Origin of the sequence: Escherichia sp. MOD1-EC6300 (assembly GCF_002965045.1) — a bacterium.
In the GTDB taxonomy this organism is placed as follows: domain Bacteria; phylum Pseudomonadota; class Gammaproteobacteria; order Enterobacterales; family Enterobacteriaceae; genus Escherichia; species Escherichia coli_F.
Window position 1 is genome coordinate 49,458 of record NZ_PTRH01000017.1, and the last position, 20,417, is coordinate 69,874.

A 20,417-nucleotide genomic window follows, 5' to 3' on the forward strand; every position below is an offset into this window, starting at 1 on the left:
GGATTACAGCTCATAGGGTGTGACGATACCTGCTATTCCCGCAAAATCTCTCGTATTTTGCGAGGCGTTTTCCAGATACGATGTAACAATTGCAGTTATTATAAGTTCAAGTAAAACAACCTTGTATTAATACCAGAATAAGGACATCTGGTTTTTTATATTCAAGAATAAAAAATTTTTTGTCATTCCTTATGCTCCTTACACTGATCATCGACACCCACTGTCTCCCCCTTTTGCCTGCCTCCCTTTGCTTTACGCACCGGGAATTGCTGACGTTCCAGATATTGCTCTACCGCTTCGCGTAAAATTGCAGATCGTGAAACCTTACGCCAGCCCCTAAGCTTGTTCAGCCGTTTAATTGCCTCTTCTGATAAATGAAGAAAAACCGTATTCATCACCATTACCAATACCTTACATATATTACTCATTAATGTATGTGCGAAAATTACGCCGAAAAATCATTTAAAAAAAGCGGATTTTTGCATGCTGTTTTGTTTTTGCGAGACGTTTTCCAGAAATAATAAGAACGTTGCAGTTGTTTCATTTGTTAATCAAAAATGGTTTGGTTATCGCCCAGGATGAGATATGGGTGCTATAAATATATTATATTCAGGGATATTTATTTTTTGATTGGGTCTTCATTTGCATAATCTGAATGGTGTACCCGAAAAACGTCAGCATCCTAACAGCACCAGGATTTAAGGTGAAATTTAACATCCATCACAGACCGGTCAATGCTGCCACCAACCGGTCTTTACTTGCTCGTCGTTATAATTTTGTGGGTAACAGTTCGGGAAACAAGGAATTCCTTCCGGAACACCCCGGTATCATCCGATAGCATTGACGTCAATCATCAGCGCGACGGTGAGTTTTTTTAATCGAATCATAGGATGGTAACGTTAAGCACGATTACGGGTCATAGTAAAACTCCTGAGCAGGCGGCACTATGCCGCTTTCACAGGAGTTCTGAATGCTGGTGCTTTCTGTATGGCATAACCATGCCCCTCGCGGCTAAGTGCCTGCACACTTCTCTCTTTGTATGTCATTTTTGCAATGCATTGGCCGAATTCTGGTAATTCAAATGAGTTTTACTCTTCAGACTCCCATCCCTACGGTATACGAGTTAGATTCATGAATGAAATCGACATTTTTAAAAAACGAATCTTGTAAAACATCCGTGTTGATATTACCTTGCAACCCAACATTAAATTTGTTAGAGAGATGAAGAACTCGAATATCAAAAAGGTCTTTTAACATCATTAATTCTTCAGCTGTTAATGACTCGCAACTAAAATATCCCTGTTGATCAAAAAGGTTTTCAATTTCTCCACCATAGGCGAGGCGTTTTTCAATGAGTGTTTGCAACATCGAGTTGCCAAGAACAATGGATATCGTGCGATCTTTCGCAGATTTACACCCCATCACAACGGCAACATTCGTATCCCCCTCAGGGGTTTCATTTAACGCTGTTGCTAAAATGGTGGTCAAACACGCAAACGGTACTGTATTTCTTTCGTGGTTTAATTTATCTACCAATTCATTCCATTTATTAAAAACCGGCCGATATTTTGTTTGTACAGAATTACCCATGTGGTTAAATAATCCAGCCATACGATTTTTTATCATCTCGATATCCGGAGAGTCAGAAATACTTTGCGCATAATACGGGCCTGATGATGTTGCATACATTAAAGCAGCGCCCACACCTGTCACCATGATAGGTGCAACCACGGTTTTGGCAAAGGCGACGCTGCGATGACTATGCGCTTCACAGTCTAAAGGAATATATTCCACTGGCTGCGGTAAATCCTGGCATGCCTCCCTCATCATTGCGGTATGTTTTACAAACAACGGTTTTTCATTGCCAAAAAAAACTTTCTGCTTAATTGCACTAAGAAAACGCAAATCAAAAATGATTGTTTTTGGTTTATTATTTTTTGGCACATTTCCTATTATCCCGCTAAGAACCTTCCTTGCTGCATGGAGATTTTTTTGCACAGCACATAACACAATTGACGAAGCCTTCTCTACTTCGTTATTGATTTTAATTTTAAAATCTGCCCGATATACGTTGACGGGTAATGCAAGTATATCTGGCCCTACATCTTTGGCTGAGTATTTATTTGTGATCGACGGCCGTGAATCCACGAGAAAACTTAGCCGCAAATTATGCTCTATATTACCAGCTGTTTTTGTGTTGTGATTAAACATAGAGATGTCACCTCTCATTCTTTCACACATATCCTCAACTTTTTCACTTCGTTCTTGTGGCAATTTGGCTTTAACGTTAATTTGATGATTTTTACCGGTGCATTCCTTTACTACAAGAGGAACGTTATCTAAAGTGCCATATAGGCTAATAACGTCACCAGGGTTTTTATCATGTAAGTAAGTTTGATTAATACTCGAGGCATTCACAAAGAGGTCAATATTATAACTGTTTATAACTTCACCTACATCAAATGTGTAGTGCTTACTCTGGAGGCTGCCATCCTTATTTAATTGTATATCAATCAATATATCCCCTGACTTTGTCACCATATCTTTGCCATAAACCATTTGCATAGCCATTTCGAGGAGGTTTTTATCTAACTGATTGCGGGCGTTGAGTAAGCGACTACCAAATAATTTATATACTGTTCCCGTCATTGCCAGCGCTGCGCTTTCTGGTACTTTGCGTTTCCACAGTGAGGTTTCTCTATTTTTGAACAGGTCATATTCATTATTACTCGACAACCCGAGTTTCAGTTCGTTAACACAATCGCACAGTTGCTCCTCACCTTCCATTTTAAGGCAAAGTGAAAAATGATTTAATAGCGTTTGCTTCGGTGATTCATTACTCGTTAGTTGTTTTTCTAAATTAACAATAGAATAACTTTCTTGTTTAATGAGATTAATATTGGCAACCATTACAGCCTCCTTCCCACGGTTTAAGAGCAAACATGCCACATAATTATTTACAACATCCAGAAGCAGTAAATGAATGATACTGACAATGACGCCAGTCCATTATCTTTGCATAATGTTTGTTAGCTATAGATTTTAAAAATATTTATGAGAAAAGTATGGCACCAGAGGGGGTTTTGACTATCAAAAATCGCTCAAACCTGAACTAAGATGATGAATTAAGCATTATCGGCGATAATTGCCACTCGGCTCTACAAATAATATTTAAATGCTCCTGAACAGTGATGTAGCAAGACACGTATGGAGCCAACGAAGAATAAAAATTTATGGAGTTCTTATTCAATATAACCGGAATAGTCAGGGGCTGATGTAAATGACCTGAAAGAATGAGAGAGGCAGCACCGCCCCTCTCCATCAGCTACTCTTCTTCGTTCCCGCCCTCTTCATACGGGCCAAATGGCTTCGCGGGCAGAACGATATACGTGCCTTCAAACACCGCCCCCGGCGTCTCGTCGCCAAAGATTTCGACCTGCATCTGCACCCGTGCTTTACGTCCGCGCGCCAGACGGTCGAGATCGCCGCTTAAGGCACCGAGGTCGGCTACCGCGTGTGGTTTACCGCTGATTGGTTTGCTGTAACGGATATGCGCATCAGCGAGAATAATGGTTCCGCCGAGGTGGCGTTCGCGCAGCATTAGCCAGATAAGCCCCCAACCGGTGAGCGTAGCCAGCGAGAATAAACTCCCGGCAAACAGCGTGTGGTGCGGATTCTGATTGCCGGTTTCCGGCATGGTGGTGATAAATTTTTGCCCGGTATATTGCTGAATGCGCACGCCCATTTTTTCGCTTAGCGGGATATGTTCGTACCACGCCTGTTGCAGCTGCGCGCACCAGTCGCCGCGATGCAGAATGTCATCCAGAGTGGCGACAGGTTTTATCATCAAAAAATGGCGAATCGGCGTAGTGGTTGGCGTGGTGATTTCTCCCTGATTAACAAACCCCAGCTTGGCGAAAAACTCCACCGCGTCTTCGCGGGCGCTACAGGTCACGCGCTTAACACCTTCCTGACGCGCCACCGACTCCAGAGTCATCGCCATCAGCGTTCCTAACCCTTTGTCCTGCACGTCGGGATGAACGGCCATAAAGCGAATGGACGCTTCATTGTCGGCATTAATATACAGTCGGCCTACCGCCACCAGATTACCCTGCTCGTCGACGACCATCTGGTGATGCGCCATCGCATCCCACGCGTCGCGTTCCGAACCTTTCGGTTGATGCAGGGGCTTACGCAACATTTCCCAGCGAAACTGATAGTAACGCTCTAATTCTTCTTCTGTTTGTGGAACCCGAAGGTGATACATAGCGATACTCTCTCTTGTTTCCCGTGACAACCCTGGAAGCTGGCTCATACCTGCAACCAGAATGTTACGGGGCCATCATTGACCAGCGATACCTGCATATCCGCAGCGAAGCGTCCTGTTTGCGTGTTCATCTCTTGCTGACGGCAGCGTTCGACGAAATAGTCATATAACGCCTCTGCGCGATCCGGTGATGCGCCTTTGGAGAAACTTGGGCGCATCCCCCGTTCGGTATCTGCGGCGAGGGTAAACTGGGAAACCACCAGCACACTGCCGCCCGCCTGTTGCACGTTGAGATTCATCTTGCCTTCGGCATCGCTGAAGATGCGATAGCCAAGCACGCGCTCGCACAGACGGTTTGCTTTCTGTTCGTCGTCATCCTTTTCGACACCCAATAACACCAAAAGTCCCGCGCCAATTTCGCCCGTCACTTCTCCCTCCACGGTGACGCTGGCACGGGTTACGCGTTGAATTAATGCAATCATGGTTCGTCGTCTTCTTCTTGTTCAGCTGCTTGTTTTAGTTTGCGGTATTCCCCGAGAGTGACAGTAATTTCCGCGCCAAGCAAGACGATACACCATGTCCAGTAGACCCAGACAAAGAGAATGGGGATCACCGCCAGCACGCCGTAAATGAGCTGGTATGACGGGAACATGGTGATATAAAGCGCGAAACCTTTCTTTCCTGCTTCGAACAGGAGTGCGGCGACAAACGCACCGACAATCGCGTCGCGGTTAGGTACGCGAATGGTAGGAACAATGCTGTAGAGCAACCAAAAGGAGATCCACGACAACAACAGCGGAAAAATACGCAGCACATTGTCAATGACAGTATTGAGATCGCTTGCCCAACGCAGAGAGAGCAGATAGGAGCTGATCGCCAGACTGGCCCCTGCCAGCAGCGGCCCCAGCGTTAAAATCATCCAGTACACGGCAAACGAGTAAATTTTTGGTCGCGCTCGTTTACTGCGCCAGATGGTATTCAATGCGCTATCGATGGAGTACATCAGCAATAATGCTGTGACGATCAGCCCGCACGCCCCGACGGCGGTCATTTTGTTGGAATTGGCGACAAACTGTTCGATATATCGCTGGATAACATCGCCAGTAGCAGGCAGAAAGTTGGCAAAAATAAAGTGACGCAACTGAATGCTGACGTCCGAAAACATGGGAAACGCGGCGAAAAGCGCAAAAACAACGGCAACCAGCGGCACTAATGAGAGCAACGACACATAGGCAAGATTACCTGCCAGGGTTGTCATATTGTCCTCATCAATGCGTTGCCAGAGTAGTTTTAGCCAGGCCCATAGCGGACGGGTACGGTGCCTGGCTTTGTCCTGAATGTTTTTTAGCATAACACCTTCGCGAAATAGTCCGGGATGGTGGTTTTATCTTTCACCAGAATACTGGTAATACCTAGCTGATTTGCTCCTTCTATATTATCGGCGTTGTCATCGAAAAAGACCGTATCGCTGGCTGAAAAACCTTCCGCCTGCAAAACATGCTGGTAAATTCGTGCTTCAGGTTTGCGCATCCCCAGATCTTGCGACAGATAGATATGGTCAGCAGCATCACGAATTTCCGGGTATTCCTCCGGCCAGAAGGTGGTATGTAGGCGGTTAGTATTGGAAAGCACCACCACACGATGCCCCTGCTCACGCAGTTTATGCATGATGGCGATCACTTCCGGGCGCAGCGCGACAAACACCGCCTGCCAGCCGTGGGAAAACTGCTCATAGCTTAGCGGTAGAGCCATCTCATGACACAGCGCCTCTGCGAACGCTTCGTCGCTAATTTCCCCACGCTCATGCTGATGAAACGCCTCGCCCATGTGGAAACTCTTCTTAAGCGTAGCCAGGGGAACACGCGTTAAATCGCTCCAGGCTCCCAGCACACGGTTAAAGTCGATATCGACAATCACATTACCTAAATCAAAGATATAGAGCATTTTTGCCTCCTTTCGCGCCACAAGAAATTAACTGTAGCGGGAAAGGATGGGTTTGGCTATGTGGTCAGGTATGAAGCAAGGTCAACGGTCACAAAATTCTACGCGTCTTCCTGGGGAAGGATGATTTCAATTTGGCTGTCTTGTAAGCGTGATTTTAGCGCAGCGGGCGGCAGCTCGTCGGTAAAGAGCGCAGTGACCTGTGCCACGTTACCAATTTCAACCGCCGCCGAAGCATGATACTTAGTGTGATCGGCGACCAGCAGAATATTTCTCGCGTGCGCCATCATCGTTTTCACCACGTTAGCTTCGTTTACATCAAACTCCATCAACGCGCCATCGCTCTCAATCGCCCCAACGCTTGTTACCAGATAATCAGCCCGAAAATCGGCCACAAAGGAAGCCGCTGAAGGGCCAATGATCCCGCTATTATGAGAGCGCAACGTACCGCCGGGCACCATCACTTCAAAGCGCGGGTTGTGGTACAGAATATGCGCCACACGCAGGCTGTTCGTGATTATCCGCAAATGATTATGGTTAAGTAACGCCCGGGCGACATGTTCGACAGTCGTACCGATGGTGATAAATATTGTCGATCCATCAGGAATATAGTCTGCCACCGCTTCGGCAATCGCTTTTTTCTCTTCAGTTTGCGAAACCTCACGCTGTTCGAACGCCGTATTAACGACGCTGGAGGCCCGACCCGCGCCACCGTGATGGCGCGTGATCAGCCCTTGCTCGCTTAATTTACGAATATCCCGGCGGACCGTCTGCGTGGAAACATCCAGCAGATTTGCCAGCTCATCAATATTCATATACCCACGCTCGGCGATCAGCATGAGGAGTTGGTCGTGCCGCGGGTTACCGGTCAGTTCGGTAAGGCTCATGAAAATTCCTCGAAAAACCATCACCCTGGCATTTTATACAAAAAGTGACAAAAAAGATCGGGTTTGATCACAGTCAGGGATCCCGGCACGCCCACCGGGACGCGTGCATTTTAACGCCGCCACACCGCTGGCAAAGCGGACGGAATCCGCTAAATCTCCACCTGTTGCCAGCGCCACCGCCAATGCGCCGTGAAAAACATCGCCCGCACCGGTAGTATCTACCACATCAACTTTGAAAGCTGGCTGATGCTGTCGCCCGCCATTCTCCAGCCAGTCACAGCCTGCACTGCCCTGAGTAACATAGACATGTCCATTTGTGATCGTTTGTGCCTGTTTTAGGGCACTCGCCATCTCTTTCACGCCCGTTAGCCGCGCCAGACCCGGTTCTGAAAAAGCGGCATGATCGCTTAACGCCACCAGCTCACTGATATCCTGCGGCGTAATATCACCGTCCAGCACGGTCATCACGCCCACCTGCCGGGCCAGGGTGAAGGCTTTTTTCGCGCCGTCGTGCCAGCGTACATCTGCCAGCACCACGTCCCACTGAGAGAAATCAATTTCCTCCAACCACTCTGCGTCAGGCAGCAGGTCCGGGCTGGGATAGTTAATGATGATTCGCTCGCCTTTGGCATCCACCATGATGGCGGATTGCGAAGATTTCGCCTGGTTATACCGTTTGGTGTAACGGGTGTTAACGCCCCAGGATTCCAGCTCTGCCAGCAGGCTGTTGCCCGTGTCGTCGTCACCGACGCGACCAATAAAATCGACCTGCGCACCCAGTCTGGCCGCCGCAACTGCTGCTGTAGCCGCTGGCCCGCCGCCAACTTCCGTATAATTTTTTGCCACGTACTTACCGCTCTCCGTCGGCAACCCTTCCACGTAATAGATGCGATCCATCACGGTAATTCCTACACAAGCAACACGAATCATGGTCATTCCTTAAGCATTTTGGGATGCGTTCATTTTAATTTCACCAATTGTTTAAAAAGTGACGGCTGTCAATTTTTTGACGATAAATTACAAATACGATCAAAAACAGACAAGCAAGGCATGTCATAAATGACAAAAAGTGACATCACTGTATTCAGGAGAGGGTTATGGCAGCAATCGCGTTTATCGGTTTAGGACAAATGGGTTCGCCAATGGCGAGCAATTTATTGCAGCAAGGGCATCAACTTTGCGTCTTCGATGTGAATGCCGAAGCCGTACAGCATCTGGTAGACAAAGGGGCGACTCCCGCTGCTAACCCAGCGCAGGCCGCTAAAGGTGCCGAATTTATCATTACCATGTTGCCGAATGGCGATCTGGTGCGTCACGTGTTGTTCGGTGAAAACGGTGTCTGTGAGAGCTTATCTTCCGATGCGCTGGTCATTGATATGTCGACCATCCACCCGCTGCAAACCGATAAATTGATTGCTGATATGCAGGCCAGAGGCTTCAGCATGATGGATGTTCCGGTTGGCCGTACTTCCGCAAATGCCATTACCGGTACTCTGCTACTGCTGGCTGGCGGCACTGCTGAACAAGTTGAACGCGCCACGCCGATCCTGATGGCGATGGGCAGCGAGTTGATCAACGCGGGCGGTCCGGGCATGGGGATCCGCGTTAAGCTCATCAACAACTATATGAGTATCGCGCTCAATGCGCTTTCGGCAGAAGCTGCCGTTTTGTGCGAAGCCCTCAATCTTCCCTTCGATGTTGCCGTCAAGGTAATGAGCGGTACTGCCGCCGGTAAAGGCCACTTCACCACTTCCTGGCCGAACAAAGTCCTCAGCGGAGATCTTTCTCCCGCCTTCATGATCGATCTTGCCCATAAGGATCTTGGCATCGCCCTTGATGTCGCCAACCAGTTGCATGTGCCGATGCCACTGGGGGCCGCCTCACGGGAGGTTTATAGCCAGGCGCGCGCAGCGGGTCGCGGTCGCCAGGACTGGTCCGCCATTCTGGAGCAGGTCCGTGTCAGTGCCGGGATGACTGCCAAAGTAAAAATGTAACGACTGGATAAAGGAATAAATGAATGAATAAGTACACCATCAACGACATTACGCGCGCATCGGGCGGTTTTGCCATGCTGGCAGTCGATCAGCGCGAAGCCATGCGCATGATGTTTGCCGCGGCTGGCGCACCCGCTCCAGTAGCCGATAGCGTTTTAACTGATTTCAAAGTTAACGCCGCGAAGACGCTTTCACCTTATGCATCGGCGATTCTGGTAGATCAACAATTCTGCTACCGCCAGGTGGTTGAGCAAAACGCGATTGCCAAAAGTTGCGCCATGATTGTCGCCGCCGATGAGTTCATCCCTGGCAACGGTATTCCGGTAGATAGCGTAGTCATTGACCGCAAAATCAACCCGCTACAAATCAAACAAGACGGTGGCAAAGCCCTGAAACTACTGGTGCTGTGGCGTAGTGATGAAGATGCGCAGCAACGCCTGGATATGGTGAAAGAGTTCAACGAACTGTGCCACTCACACGGTCTGGTAAGCATTATTGAGCCAGTCGTCCGCCCACCGCGTCGTGGCGATAAATTCGATCGCGAACAAGCGATCATCGATGCCGCCAAAGAGCTGGGCGACAGTGGCGCTGACCTCTACAAAGTTGAAATGCCGCTTTACGGAAAAGGTCCGCAACAAGAGCTTCTCAGTGCTTCACAACGTCTGAATGACCATATCAATATGCCGTGGGTGATCCTCTCTTCCGGCGTTGACGAAAAACTGTTCCCGCGTGCCGTGCGCGTGGCGATGACGGCGGGCGCATCGGGCTTCCTGGCCGGTCGGGCCGTCTGGGCATCGGTGGTCGGTTTACCAGACAACGAACTGATGCTGCGTGACGTTTGCGCACCGAAATTACAACAACTTGGCGATATCGTCGACGAAATGATGGCTAAACGCCGTTAAGATGAGGATACAAAAATGAAATGGTTTAACACCTTAAGTCACAACCGTTGGCTGGAACAGGAAACCGATCGCATCTTTGATTTTGGTAAAAATTCCGTAGTACCGACTGGCTTTGGCTGGTTAGGCAATAAAGGGCAAATCAAAGAAGAGATGGGCACCCATCTGTGGATCACCGCCCGTATGTTGCACGTTTATTCCGTTGCTGCGGCGATGGGTCGACCTGGCGCTTACTCGTTGGTTGATCATGGTATCAAAGCCATGAACGGCGCACTGCGCGATAAAAAATATGGCGGCTGGTATGCCTGTGTCAATGACGAGGGCGTGGTGGATGCCTCCAAACAGGGCTATCAACATTTCTTTGCCCTGCTGGGTGCCGCCAGTGCTGTCACAACGGGTCACCCGGAAGCGCGTAAGCTGCTCGATTACACCATTGAAATTATCGAGAAATACTTCTGGAGCGAAGAAGAGCAGATGTGCCTGGAATCCTGGGACGAAGCCTTCAGCAAAACCGAAGAGTACCGCGGCGGCAATGCCAATATGCACGCGGTGGAAGCTTTCTTGATTGTTTATGACGTAACGCATGACAAAAAATGGCTGGATCGCGCGATTCGCGTGGCTTCCGTCATTATCCACGACGTCGCCAGAAATAATCATTATCGCGTTAACGAGCACTTCGATACCCAGTGGAATCCGCTGCCGGATTACAACAAAGATAACCCGGCGCACCGCTTCCGCGCATTCGGAGGCACGCCGGGCCACTGGATCGAATGGGGCCGTTTAATGCTGCATATCCACGCTGCCCTGGAAGCCCGTTGCGAACAACCTCCAGCATGGCTGCTAGAAGATGCCAAAGGTCTGTTCAACGCTACCGTGCGCGATGCCTGGGCGCCCGATGGTGCCGACGGGATTGTTTATACCGTTGACTGGGAAGGCAAACCGGTGGTCCGCGAACGTGTGCGTTGGCCTATCGTCGAAGCGATGGGTACGGCTTACGCGCTCTACACCGTTACCGGCGATCGCCAGTACGAAACCTGGTATCAGACATGGTGGGACTACTGCATTAAGTACCTGATGGACTATGAAAATGGTTCCTGGTGGCAGGAGCTGGATGCGGACAATAAGGTCACCACCAAAGTCTGGGACGGTAAACAGGATATTTATCACCTGCTGCATTGCCTGGTGATCCCGCGTATCCCGTTAGCGCCAGGCCTGGCTCCGGCAGTTGCGGCGGGTCTGCTGGACGTGAATGCCAAATAACTGACTGAAAACCCTAACCCTCTCCCCAAAGGGGAGAGGGGACCGCCCGGCGCAGTTTTTTGGTTTGACATCAGCCTCATGGGAGGCTGTATGCCGTTTTTTAATTAAGGTGCCTCGTATGCAAATCACCAACATGCATTGCAGTGGACAAACCGTTTCACTTGCCGCGGGGGATTATCACGCGACTATCGTGACGGTTGGTGCTGGTCTGGCTGAATTAACTTTTCAGGGTTGTCATTTAGTCATCCCGCACAAACCCGAAGAGATGCCGCTGGCGCATCTGGGTAAAGTGCTTATTCCGTGGCCGAACCGGATCGCCAACGGCTGTTACCGCTATCAGGGACAGGAATATCAGTTACCCATTAATGAACATAGTTCAAAAGCCGCTATTCACGGGCTGCTTGCCTGGCGAGACTGGCAAATTAGCGAATTAACCGCCACCAGCGTTACCCTGACAGCTTTTCTACCGCCCAGTTACGGCTATCCGTTTATGCTGGCTTCGCAGGTTGTTTATTCGCTCAATGCTCGCACGGGCCTTTCCGTTGAGATCGCAAGCCAGAATATTGGTACTGTGACCGCACCTTATGGTGTGGGTATTCATCCTTATTTAACCTGCAACTTAACATCTGTTGATGACTATCTTTTCCAGCTTCCGGCAGAACAGGTTTATGCCGTCGATGAGCACGCAAATCCGACAACGCTTCACCACGTTGATGAGCTGAATTTAAATTTCACGCGGGCGACAAAAATAGCCGCGACAAAAATAGACCATACCTTTAAAACCGCTAATGATCTGTGGGAAATGACCATTACCCATCCACAGCAGGCACTTTCGGTGAGTCTTTGTTCCGATCAACCCTGGGTGCAGGTTTATAGCGGCGAAAAATCACAGCGTCAGGGACTGGCAGTTGAACCTATGAGTTGCCCGCCTAACGCCTTTAATTCAGGTATCGACTTATTATTACTGGAACCAGGAAAAACGCACCGCCTGTTTTTTAATATTCACGGGCAGCACAATTAATTTTATTAAGAAAAGAACGGGATCATTGTTTAGGGTTGTATTTACACAACAGGAAATATTATGGACTTTTTTACGTTATTTTCGCCGGATGGGGCCATGGTGGAAACAAGCGTGGTATGTATCGTTATCGCGTTAATGTTTCTTTATACCTTTGTGGGGATATGCGCGGGATTTGGCGGTGGTTTAACCACCATGCCGCTCGTCACGTTAATGCTCCCCGTAAAAATGGCAACACCACTTTCGGTAATTGTCGGCACCGCAACCGCCTTGTACGCCACCTGGCTGTCACGTAAAGAAACGGATTGGCGATCGGCAATGGTACTGATTATTTTCTCGTTTCTGGGAATACCCGTCGGTTTATATGCGCTGTCGTATTTACCCGACCATTTTATGAAAGTGGGCTTAGGCGGATTCCTTATCCTTTACTCGTTTTACAGCATGTTTATTCCTCGCCTGCCGATTTATGACCGTAACTGGATCGCCGCACCTATCGGCGCAGTAGCTGGTGCATTAGGCGCGGCGTTCTCAACCAACGGGCCGCCGATGGTTATCTACGGGATGCTGCGTAACTTAGGTCCGGCGGCATTTCGCGGCACACTGAACGCCTTCTTCACCGCAAACAACATCGCGGTGATCGGCGGGCTGGCGACCAGCGGAATTTTGACTGTTTCTATCTTTAAACTGGTGCTGTTTTGTATTCCCACCATGATCCTCGGTTCACTGATTGGACAATATGTGCATAAACGCATTTCGGTCAAAGTGTTTCGTGTGATGGTCTTTTTATTGTTGATTGCCTCCGGTTCTATGTTGATAAAAGGTGCGTTGGGAATTCCCGCCGCTGCCGCACTTCTGCCTCCGTTTACCTTGTTAGTTATACTGCAACTGGCATTTGGTAAAAAAGTGGCTGCAATCCGCCGAGCTGAAGAAAGTAAATAATCACTTGCGCGGGTTTTAATTTATACCCGCACACATTCTTTGATTAATGAAACCTGTAATAACAGGATGGCATGAAATATTAGTTTTATACTCTATGGAGATTATTTATGGATACGCCACGCCCACAGTTATTAGATTTTCAATTTCATCAGAATAACGACAGTTTTACTCTACGTTTTCAAGACCGTCTTATTTTAATCCATAGCAAAGATAATCCTTGCTTATCGATTGGCTCAGGTATAGCGGATATCGATATGTTCCGCGGTAATTTCAGCATTAAAGATAAATTGCAGGAGAAGATTGCGCTCACCGACGCCATCGTCAGCCAGTCACCGGATGGCTGGTTAATCCATTTCAGCCGTGGTTCTGACATTAGCGCCACGCTGCGTATCTCTGCCGACGATCAGGGCCGTTTATTGCTGGAACTACAAAACGACAACCATCACCACAACCGCATCTGGCTGCGTCTTGCCGCACAACCAGAGGACCATATCTACGGCTGCGGCGAACAATTCTCCTACTTTGATCTGCGCGGCAAACCGTTCCCGCTATGGACCAGTGAACAAGGCGTTGGTCGCAACAAACAAACCTATGTCACCTGGCAGGCCGACTGCAAAGAGAACGCGGGCGGCGACTATTACTGGACTTTCTTCCCGCAGCCTACTTTTGTCAGCACGCAGAAGTATTACTGCCATGTTGATAACAGTTGCTATATGAACTTCGACTTTAGTGCCCCGGAATACCATGAACTGGCGCTGTGGGAAGACAAAGCAACGCTGCGTTTTGAATGTGCTGATACATACATCTCCCTGCTGGAAAAATTAACTGCCCTGCTGGGACGTCAGCCAGAACTGCCCGACTGGATTTATGACGGGGTAACGCTCGGCATTCAGGGTGGGACGGAAGTGTGTCAGAAGAAACTGGACACCATGCGTAACGCGGGCGTGAAGGTCAACGGCATCTGGGCGCAGGACTGGTCCGGGATCCGTATGACCTCTTTTGGCAAACGTGTGATGTGGAACTGGAAGTGGAACAGTGAAAACTACCCACAGTTAGATTCCCGCATCAAGCAATGGAAAGAAGAAGGCGTGCAGTTCCTCGCCTACATCAACCCGTATGTTGCCAGCGATAAAGATCTCTGCGAAGAAGCGGCGCAACATGGCTATCTGGCAAAAGATGCCTCTGGCGGTGACTATCTGGTGGAATTTGGGGAGTTTTACGGCGGCGTTGTCGATTTGACCAATCCTGAAGCCTATTCCTGGTTTAAAGAGGTCATCAAGAAAAACATGATCGAATTGGGCTGCGGCGGCTGGATGGCAGATTTTGGCGAATATTTGCCGACCGATACGTATCTGCATAACGGCGTTAGCGCCGAAATTATGCATAACGCCTGGCCCGCACTGTGGGCGAAATGTAACTACGAAGCCCTTGAAGAAACGGGCAAGCTTGGCGAGATCCTTTTCTTTATGCGCGCCGGTTCTACCGGTAGCCAGAAATACTCCACCATGATGTGGGCGGGCGACCAGAACGTCGACTGGAGTCTGGACGATGGCCTGGCGTCGGTTGTTCCGGCGGCGCTCTCGCTGGCGATGACCGGGCATGGCCTGCATCACAGTGACATTGGCGGTTACACCACCCTGTTTGAGATGAAGCGCAGCAAAGAGCTGCTGCTGCGCTGGTGCGATTTCAGCGCCTTCACGTCGATGATGCGCACCCACGAAGGCAACCGTCCGGGCGACAACTGGCAGTTTGACGGCGACGCGGAAACTATTGCCCATTTTGCCCGTATGACCACCGTCTTCACCACCCTGAAACCTTACCTGAAAGAGGCCGTCGCGCTGAATGCGAAGTCCGGCCTGCCGGTTATGCGCCCGCTGTTCCTGCATTACGAAGACGATGCGCAGACCTACACCCTGAAATATCAGTACCTGTTAGGCCGCGACATTCTGGTCGCTCCGGTGCATGAACAAGGCCGTAGCGACTGGACGCTCTATCTGCCGGAGGATAACTGGGTCCACGCCTGGACAGGTGAAGCGTTCCAGGGCGAGGAAGTTACCGTTAATGCGCCCATCGGTAAACCGCCGGTCTTTTATCGCGCCGATAGCGAATGGGCGGTACTGTTCGCGTCGTTAAAAAGCATCTAATCACGTCCGCCCGTGGGGAAACTCACGGGCAAAGGGAGAACAACGATGAGTCACATCACAACGGAAGATCCTGCTACTTTACGTCTGCCCTTTAAAGAGAAACTCTCTTACGGTATCGGAGATCTGGCCTCTAACATCCTGCTGGATATCGGCACGCTTTATCTTTTGAAGTTTTATACCGACGTTCTGGGGCTGCCCGGCACCTATGGCGGTATTATCTTTTTGATCTCGAAATTCTTTACCGCCTTTACCGACATGGGTACCGGCATCATGCTCGATTCCCGGCGTAAGATCGGTCCAAAAGGTAAGTTCCGTCCTTTTATTCTGTATGCGTCATTCCCGGTCACCTTACTGGCGATCGCCAACTTTGTCGGCACACCGTTTGATGTCACCGGTAAAACGGTGATGGCCACTATCCTGTTTATGCTCTACGGGCTGTTTTTCAGCATGATGAACTGCTCTTATGGCGCAATGGTCCCCGCTATTACCAAAAACCCCAACGAACGCGCATCACTGGCGGCATGGCGTCAGGGTGGCGCTACATTGGGCCTGCTGCTTTGTACGGTGGGATTCGTGCCGGTTATGAATCTTATCGAGGGTAATCAGCAACTTGGCTATATCTTCGCCGCCACGCTATTTTCACTGTTCGGCCTGCTGTTTATGTGGATCTGCTACTCGGGCGTGAAAGAGCGTTATGTCGAAACCCAACCTGCAAATCCGGCGCAAAAGCCAGGCTTGTTGCAATCTTTCCGTGCGATTGCCGGTAACCGCCCGCTGTTCATTTTGTGCATTGCTAACCTCTGTACCTTAGGGGCATTTAACGTCAAGCTCGCCATTCAGGTCTATTACACCCAGTACGTGCTTAACGATCCCATCCTGTTGTCATATATGGGATTTTTCAGCATGGGCTGTATTTTCATCGGCGTGTTCCTGATGCCTGGTGCAGTCAGACGTTTTGGTAAGAAGAAAGTCTATATCGGCGGTCTGCTGATCTGGGTGCTGGGCGATCTGCTCAACTATTTCTTCGGCGGCGGCTCGGTCAGCTTTGTGGCGTTCTCCTGCCTGGCGTTCTTCGGCTCAGCGTTTGTTAACAGCCTGAACTGGGCGCTGGTTTCTGACACCGTCGAGTACGGCGAGTGGCGCACCGGCGTTCGTTCGGAAGGTGCGGTCTACACCGGCTTCACCTTCTTTCGCAAAGTATCTCAGGCGCTGGCAGGTTTCTTCCCAGGCTGGATGCTGACGCAAATCGGCTATGTGCCAAACGTGGCGCAGGCTGACCATACCATCGAAGGTTTACGCCAGCTGATCTTCATCTACCCAAGCGCACTGGCGGTAGTCACCATTGTGGCGATGGGTTGCTTCTACAGTCTGAACGAGAAAATGTACGTCCGCATTGTTGAAGAAATAGAAGCCCGTAAACGCACGGCATAAATAATAAACAACGCCCTGCGGGGCGTTATAAGGAGTGATTATGTCTGACCATAATCCACTGACATTAAAACTGAATCTGCGGGAAAAAATCGCTTATGGCATGGGCGACGTCGGTTCGAATTTAATGCTTAGCATCGGCACTCTGTATCTCCTCAAATTTTATACCGATGAATTAGGGATGCCTGCTTACTATGGCGGGATTATCTTTCTGGTGGCGAAATTCTTTACCGCGTTTACCGATATGCTCACCGGATTTTTACTCGACTCGCGGAAAAATATTGGGCCTAAAGGCAAATTTCGTCCCTTTATTTTATATGCAGCGGTTCCGGCGGCGTTAATTGCAACGCTCCAGTTTATCGCCACCACCTTTAGTTTGCCGGTTAAAACGACGATTGCCACCGCGCTGTTTATGATGTTTGGACTTTCATACAGTCTGATGAACTGCTCGTATGGCGCGATGATCCCGGCCATTACCAAAAACCCCAATGAGCGCGCGCAGCTCGCAGCTTATCGACAAGGAGGAGCCACCATAGGGCTATTGATTTGTACCGTGGCGTTTATTCCGTTGCAGTCGCTATTTTCTGACCCCACCGTCGGTTACGCCTGCGCGGCACTGATGTTCTCCATTGGCGGCTTTATTTTTATGATGCTGTGCTACAGAGGCGTCAAAGAGCATTATGTGGACGCAACGCCAACCGGACATAAAGCCAGTATTCTCAAATCATTTTGCGCGATATTTCGTAATCCGCCATTGCTGGTTTTATGCATTGCTAACCTGTGTACCCTGGCGGCATTTAATATCAAACTGGCAATTCAGGTCTATTACACCCAGTATGTGCTGAATGATATTAATTTATTGTCGTGGATGGGATTCTTCAGTATGGGATGCATCCTCATCGGCGTATTGCTGGTGCCATTAACTGTAAAATGTTTTGGTAAAAAACAGGTTTATTTAGCTGGCATGGTGCTGTGGGCGGTGGGGGATATCCTGAATTATTTCTGGGGCAGTAACTCTTTCACTTTCGTCATGTTCTCTTGTGTCGCCTTTTTTGGTACGGCCTTTGTAAACAGCCTGAACTGGGCGCTGGTACCGGATACCGTAGATTATGGTGAATGGAAAACCGGTATTCGTGCCGAAGGTTCTGTTTATACCGGTTATACCTTCTTTCGTAAAATTTCAGCCGCACTTGCTGGCTTCTTGCCAGGCATTATGCTGACGCAAATCGGTTATGTTCCCAACATCGCGCAAAGCGATGCAACATTACAGGGTTTGCGTCAGCTCATTTTTATTTGGCCTTGTGCGCTGGCGATAATTGCTGCATTGACGATGGGATTCTTTTACACGCTCAATGAAAAACGTTTTGCGTTAATTATTGAGGACATCAACCAACGTAAAAATAAAGAGATTGAGACAAAAGAAAAAACTGCTTCCGTAACGTTATAAATGTCAATAGCCGCTATTTCCATCCTGATGGGTGGCGGCCCCCCTACGTTAAAAAAATGGACTTATTATGAAAAAGATTAATGCAATAATTTTATTATCTTCTCTGACCTCTGCCTCGGTATTTGCTGGCGCATACGTCGAAAACAGGGAGGCATATAATCTCGCCTCCGATCAGGCAGAAATTATGCTACGTGTAGGTTATAACTTCGATATGGGCGCGGGTATCATGTTAACCAATACCTATAATTTTCAGAGAGAAGATGAGCTTAAACATGGCTACAATGAAATTGAAGGTTGGTATCCTTTATTCAAACCAACCGATAAATTAACCATCCAACCCGGTGGCTTAATTAATGATAAAAGCACCGGTTCCGGTGGTGCAGTATATCTGGACGTCAACTATAAATTTGTACCATGGTTTAATCTGACAGTGCGAAATCGCTATAACCATAATAACTATAGTTCAACAGATTTGAACGGGGAGCTGGATAATAATGACACCTATGAAATTGGTACCTACTGGAATTTTAAAATCACCGAGAAATTCTCCTATACATTTGAGCCACATTATTTCATACGCGTAAATGACTTTAATAGCAGCAATGGAAAAGATCATCATTGGGAAATCACTAATACCTTCCGTTACCGTATTAATGAACACTGGCTGCCTTATTTCGAATTACGCTGGTTAGATCGTAATATAGAACCATACCACCGCGAGCAAAACCAGATTCGTATCGGGACGAAGTATTTCTTCTGATGTGAAACTGCCGGATGCGGCGTAAACGCCTTATCCGGCCTACGGTTGATACGGTTTTCATTGGCCGGATTAAACACATCCGGCCATTAATCAAGCTTCAGCCGCCAGCATCTCTTTCTTACGTTGGCTAATACGCTTAACCAGCATTACGGAAACCACCGCACCACAGAATGCGAAGCAGGCCATAATGCCAAACACGATTTTGTAGCCAATAATCCCCGGATTTAAATCCAGAATGTAACCATACAGACTGAAGCAGAACATCGCCGGGGCGTAACCGATAAAGCTACCCAACGCCATCGCCGCGCCTGTTTTATTTTCAGCAATTTTTGCTTCGCCGATAGGTGCAAAAAATACGGCTCGCTGTGTAAAGACTATCGCGCCAAAGCCTAATGTACAGGCCATCCCTAAATAGACCGGCATACTTTCGTGCGGCAGCATAATCAACAGTACGAGCGCAGCGGTACTGATGATAAAGGTGTAGCATAGATATTTACTCGGCGATTTCAGGATCTTATCTGAAATCATGCCACCAATCGGTCCACCGATCATTTTCAGACAGTATTGGTTAATGATGCCGTAAGCACCCACCAGCGCAACGGGCAGCAGATAGATGTTTTTCAGGAATGGAATGAAGAATGTCAGGCCACAGTAAACCGCGTAAACGAAGAAGACGTTGAAAGCGATAAGCCAGATGGTTTTATCTCTCAGCACCGAAGTCATACTGGTGTTTTGCGATGCTTCGTCTTCTTTTTTCACCTCCACGGACGGTGCCTCTTCTTTGTCATTGAGTACAAAGAAAATGATAACGCCCACGGCAATCACAATAAGGGAATAGAACCAGATACCCGCTTTAAAGCCCAACAAGCCACTGCCAAACCAGGTAAATACTGCCAACGCAGAAAATGCCACCACAGTATCGACAATTCCACGCCCTGTTTCGAAGAAGCCAAACAAACGACCTTGTTGTTCGCTATTGCCCAGTCGACTTACCGACTTGAGCAAGACAGGCCAGTTCATCATGTCGCAGGTAACGCCAAATAGCGCCCAGACAAAGAGGATGCCCCAATACCCCGGCATTGTCGTCAAATAAACACCCAGTAATCCCGTCGCAATGAGGGAGAATGACATGGTGTATCTGCGCGGTAGTTTATCGGCAAAATAAATAGACAGAAAAAAGCCCACTGTGGTGACAAATGAGTTTACCGACATAGCATTACCAATTTGACCATTGGTCAAATGGAAATATTCCTGCATCGGGATATAAAACGCATCTTTCAACGACGGTAATTTATAAATTGTACCGCCACACAGTGTTAATAGACTAAATAACGCCCATTTCTTTTTCGTGAGCATAACATCCCCTAAGCGATTTTGAAAATCACTGTTCTAAAGGCAATAAGATACCGGCCATTCTTATGGAATGGTTTTTA

Annotated in this window: 18 protein-coding genes and 1 pseudogene; 9 read left to right on the forward strand and 10 right to left on the reverse strand. The window is 48.6% G+C overall.

Translation table 11 applies throughout. From position 1 onward, the window contains the following. Positions 1-182: 182 nt before the first annotated feature. The 9 genes and pseudogenes from BGE37_RS20560 to yihV form a co-directional block, all read right to left on the reverse strand. Positions 183-401: a ribbon-helix-helix domain-containing protein gene (locus tag BGE37_RS20560; RefSeq protein ID WP_032185613.1), complete on the reverse strand. Its 219-nt coding sequence runs from the start codon at positions 399-401 to the stop codon at positions 183-185. Between the two features lie 694 nt (positions 402-1,095). Further along, positions 1,096-2,010, reverse strand: coding sequence for a transposase (locus BGE37_RS25680; RefSeq protein WP_231347623.1), 915 nt, complete (start codon positions 2,008-2,010; stop codon positions 1,096-1,098). Between the two features lie 12 nt (positions 2,011-2,022). Next, positions 2,023-2,910, reverse strand: a pseudogene (locus BGE37_RS25685) (hypothetical protein); the annotation flags it as partial. Between the two features lie 415 nt (positions 2,911-3,325). Then, entirely contained in the window at positions 3,326-4,267 is a 942-nt protein-coding gene (gene fabY, locus BGE37_RS20580; RefSeq protein ID WP_001297068.1) for a fatty acid biosynthesis protein FabY, read from the reverse strand. Between the two features lie 44 nt (positions 4,268-4,311). After that, the gene (gene dtd, locus BGE37_RS20585) at positions 4,312-4,749 is read right to left on the reverse strand and encodes a D-aminoacyl-tRNA deacylase (RefSeq protein WP_000560983.1); all 438 of its coding nucleotides are present in this window, start codon (positions 4,747-4,749) and stop codon (positions 4,312-4,314) included. Continuing rightward, the gene (locus tag BGE37_RS20590; protein WP_032185608.1) at positions 4,746-5,618 is read right to left on the reverse strand and encodes a virulence factor BrkB family protein; all 873 of its coding nucleotides are present in this window, start codon (positions 5,616-5,618) and stop codon (positions 4,746-4,748) included. Before BGE37_RS20590 ends, dtd begins: the two co-directional genes overlap by 4 nt. Continuing rightward, positions 5,612-6,211, reverse strand: a complete 600-nt coding sequence (gene yihX / locus BGE37_RS20595; protein ID WP_032304198.1) for a glucose-1-phosphatase — start codon at positions 6,209-6,211, stop codon at positions 5,612-5,614. Before yihX ends, BGE37_RS20590 begins: the two co-directional genes overlap by 7 nt. A gap of 98 nt (positions 6,212-6,309) precedes the next feature. Beyond that, positions 6,310-7,095: a DeoR/GlpR family DNA-binding transcription regulator gene (locus BGE37_RS20600; protein WP_000059678.1), complete on the reverse strand. Its 786-nt coding sequence runs from the start codon at positions 7,093-7,095 to the stop codon at positions 6,310-6,312. Between the two features lie 33 nt (positions 7,096-7,128). Then, complete coding sequence (gene yihV / locus BGE37_RS20605) at positions 7,129-8,025, reverse strand: sulfofructose kinase (protein WP_105288387.1); 897 nt, start codon at positions 8,023-8,025, stop codon at positions 7,129-7,131. Positions 8,026-8,192: 167 nt separating this feature from the next. Between yihV and yihU the strand changes: the two genes are divergently transcribed. The 9 genes from yihU (at position 8,193) to ompL (ending at position 18,984) form a co-directional block, all read left to right on the forward strand. After that, the gene (gene yihU, locus BGE37_RS20610) at positions 8,193-9,089 is read left to right on the forward strand and encodes a sulfolactaldehyde 3-reductase (protein WP_105277529.1); all 897 of its coding nucleotides are present in this window, start codon (positions 8,193-8,195) and stop codon (positions 9,087-9,089) included. Positions 9,090-9,112: 23 nt separating this feature from the next. Continuing rightward, positions 9,113-9,991 carry a sulfofructosephosphate aldolase gene (gene yihT / locus BGE37_RS20615; RefSeq protein ID WP_001046461.1) on the forward strand — a complete coding sequence of 293 codons (879 nt, stop codon included), beginning with the start codon at positions 9,113-9,115 and terminating at the stop codon, positions 9,989-9,991. Between the two features lie 15 nt (positions 9,992-10,006). Continuing rightward, the gene (gene yihS, locus BGE37_RS20620) at positions 10,007-11,248 is read left to right on the forward strand and encodes a sulfoquinovose isomerase (protein WP_000870914.1); all 1,242 of its coding nucleotides are present in this window, start codon (positions 10,007-10,009) and stop codon (positions 11,246-11,248) included. A gap of 118 nt (positions 11,249-11,366) precedes the next feature. Continuing rightward, positions 11,367-12,269, forward strand: coding sequence for an aldose-1-epimerase (locus tag BGE37_RS20625; protein WP_123057341.1), 903 nt, complete (start codon positions 11,367-11,369; stop codon positions 12,267-12,269). A gap of 60 nt (positions 12,270-12,329) precedes the next feature. Then, positions 12,330-13,205: a sulfite exporter TauE/SafE family protein gene (locus BGE37_RS20630; RefSeq protein WP_105288389.1), complete on the forward strand. Its 876-nt coding sequence runs from the start codon at positions 12,330-12,332 to the stop codon at positions 13,203-13,205. A 107-nt stretch (positions 13,206-13,312) separates the two neighbouring features. Next, positions 13,313-15,349 carry a sulfoquinovosidase gene (gene yihQ / locus BGE37_RS20635; protein ID WP_105288390.1) on the forward strand — a complete coding sequence of 679 codons (2,037 nt, stop codon included), beginning with the start codon at positions 13,313-13,315 and terminating at the stop codon, positions 15,347-15,349. Between the two features lie 45 nt (positions 15,350-15,394). Further along, positions 15,395-16,780, forward strand: coding sequence for an MFS transporter (locus tag BGE37_RS20640; protein ID WP_105288391.1), 1,386 nt, complete (start codon positions 15,395-15,397; stop codon positions 16,778-16,780). Between the two features lie 40 nt (positions 16,781-16,820). Continuing rightward, positions 16,821-18,224, forward strand: a complete 1,404-nt coding sequence (locus tag BGE37_RS20645; protein ID WP_105277532.1) for an MFS transporter — start codon at positions 16,821-16,823, stop codon at positions 18,222-18,224. A 67-nt stretch (positions 18,225-18,291) separates the two neighbouring features. Further along, positions 18,292-18,984, forward strand: coding sequence for a porin OmpL (gene ompL, locus BGE37_RS20650; protein WP_105277533.1), 693 nt, complete (start codon positions 18,292-18,294; stop codon positions 18,982-18,984). 90 nt (positions 18,985-19,074) lie between these two features. On the opposite strand, the gene BGE37_RS20655 is transcribed toward ompL, so the two are convergent. Next, positions 19,075-20,340, reverse strand: coding sequence for an MFS transporter (locus BGE37_RS20655; protein WP_000956330.1), 1,266 nt, complete (start codon positions 20,338-20,340; stop codon positions 19,075-19,077). Between the last annotated feature and the right edge of the window lie 77 nt (positions 20,341-20,417).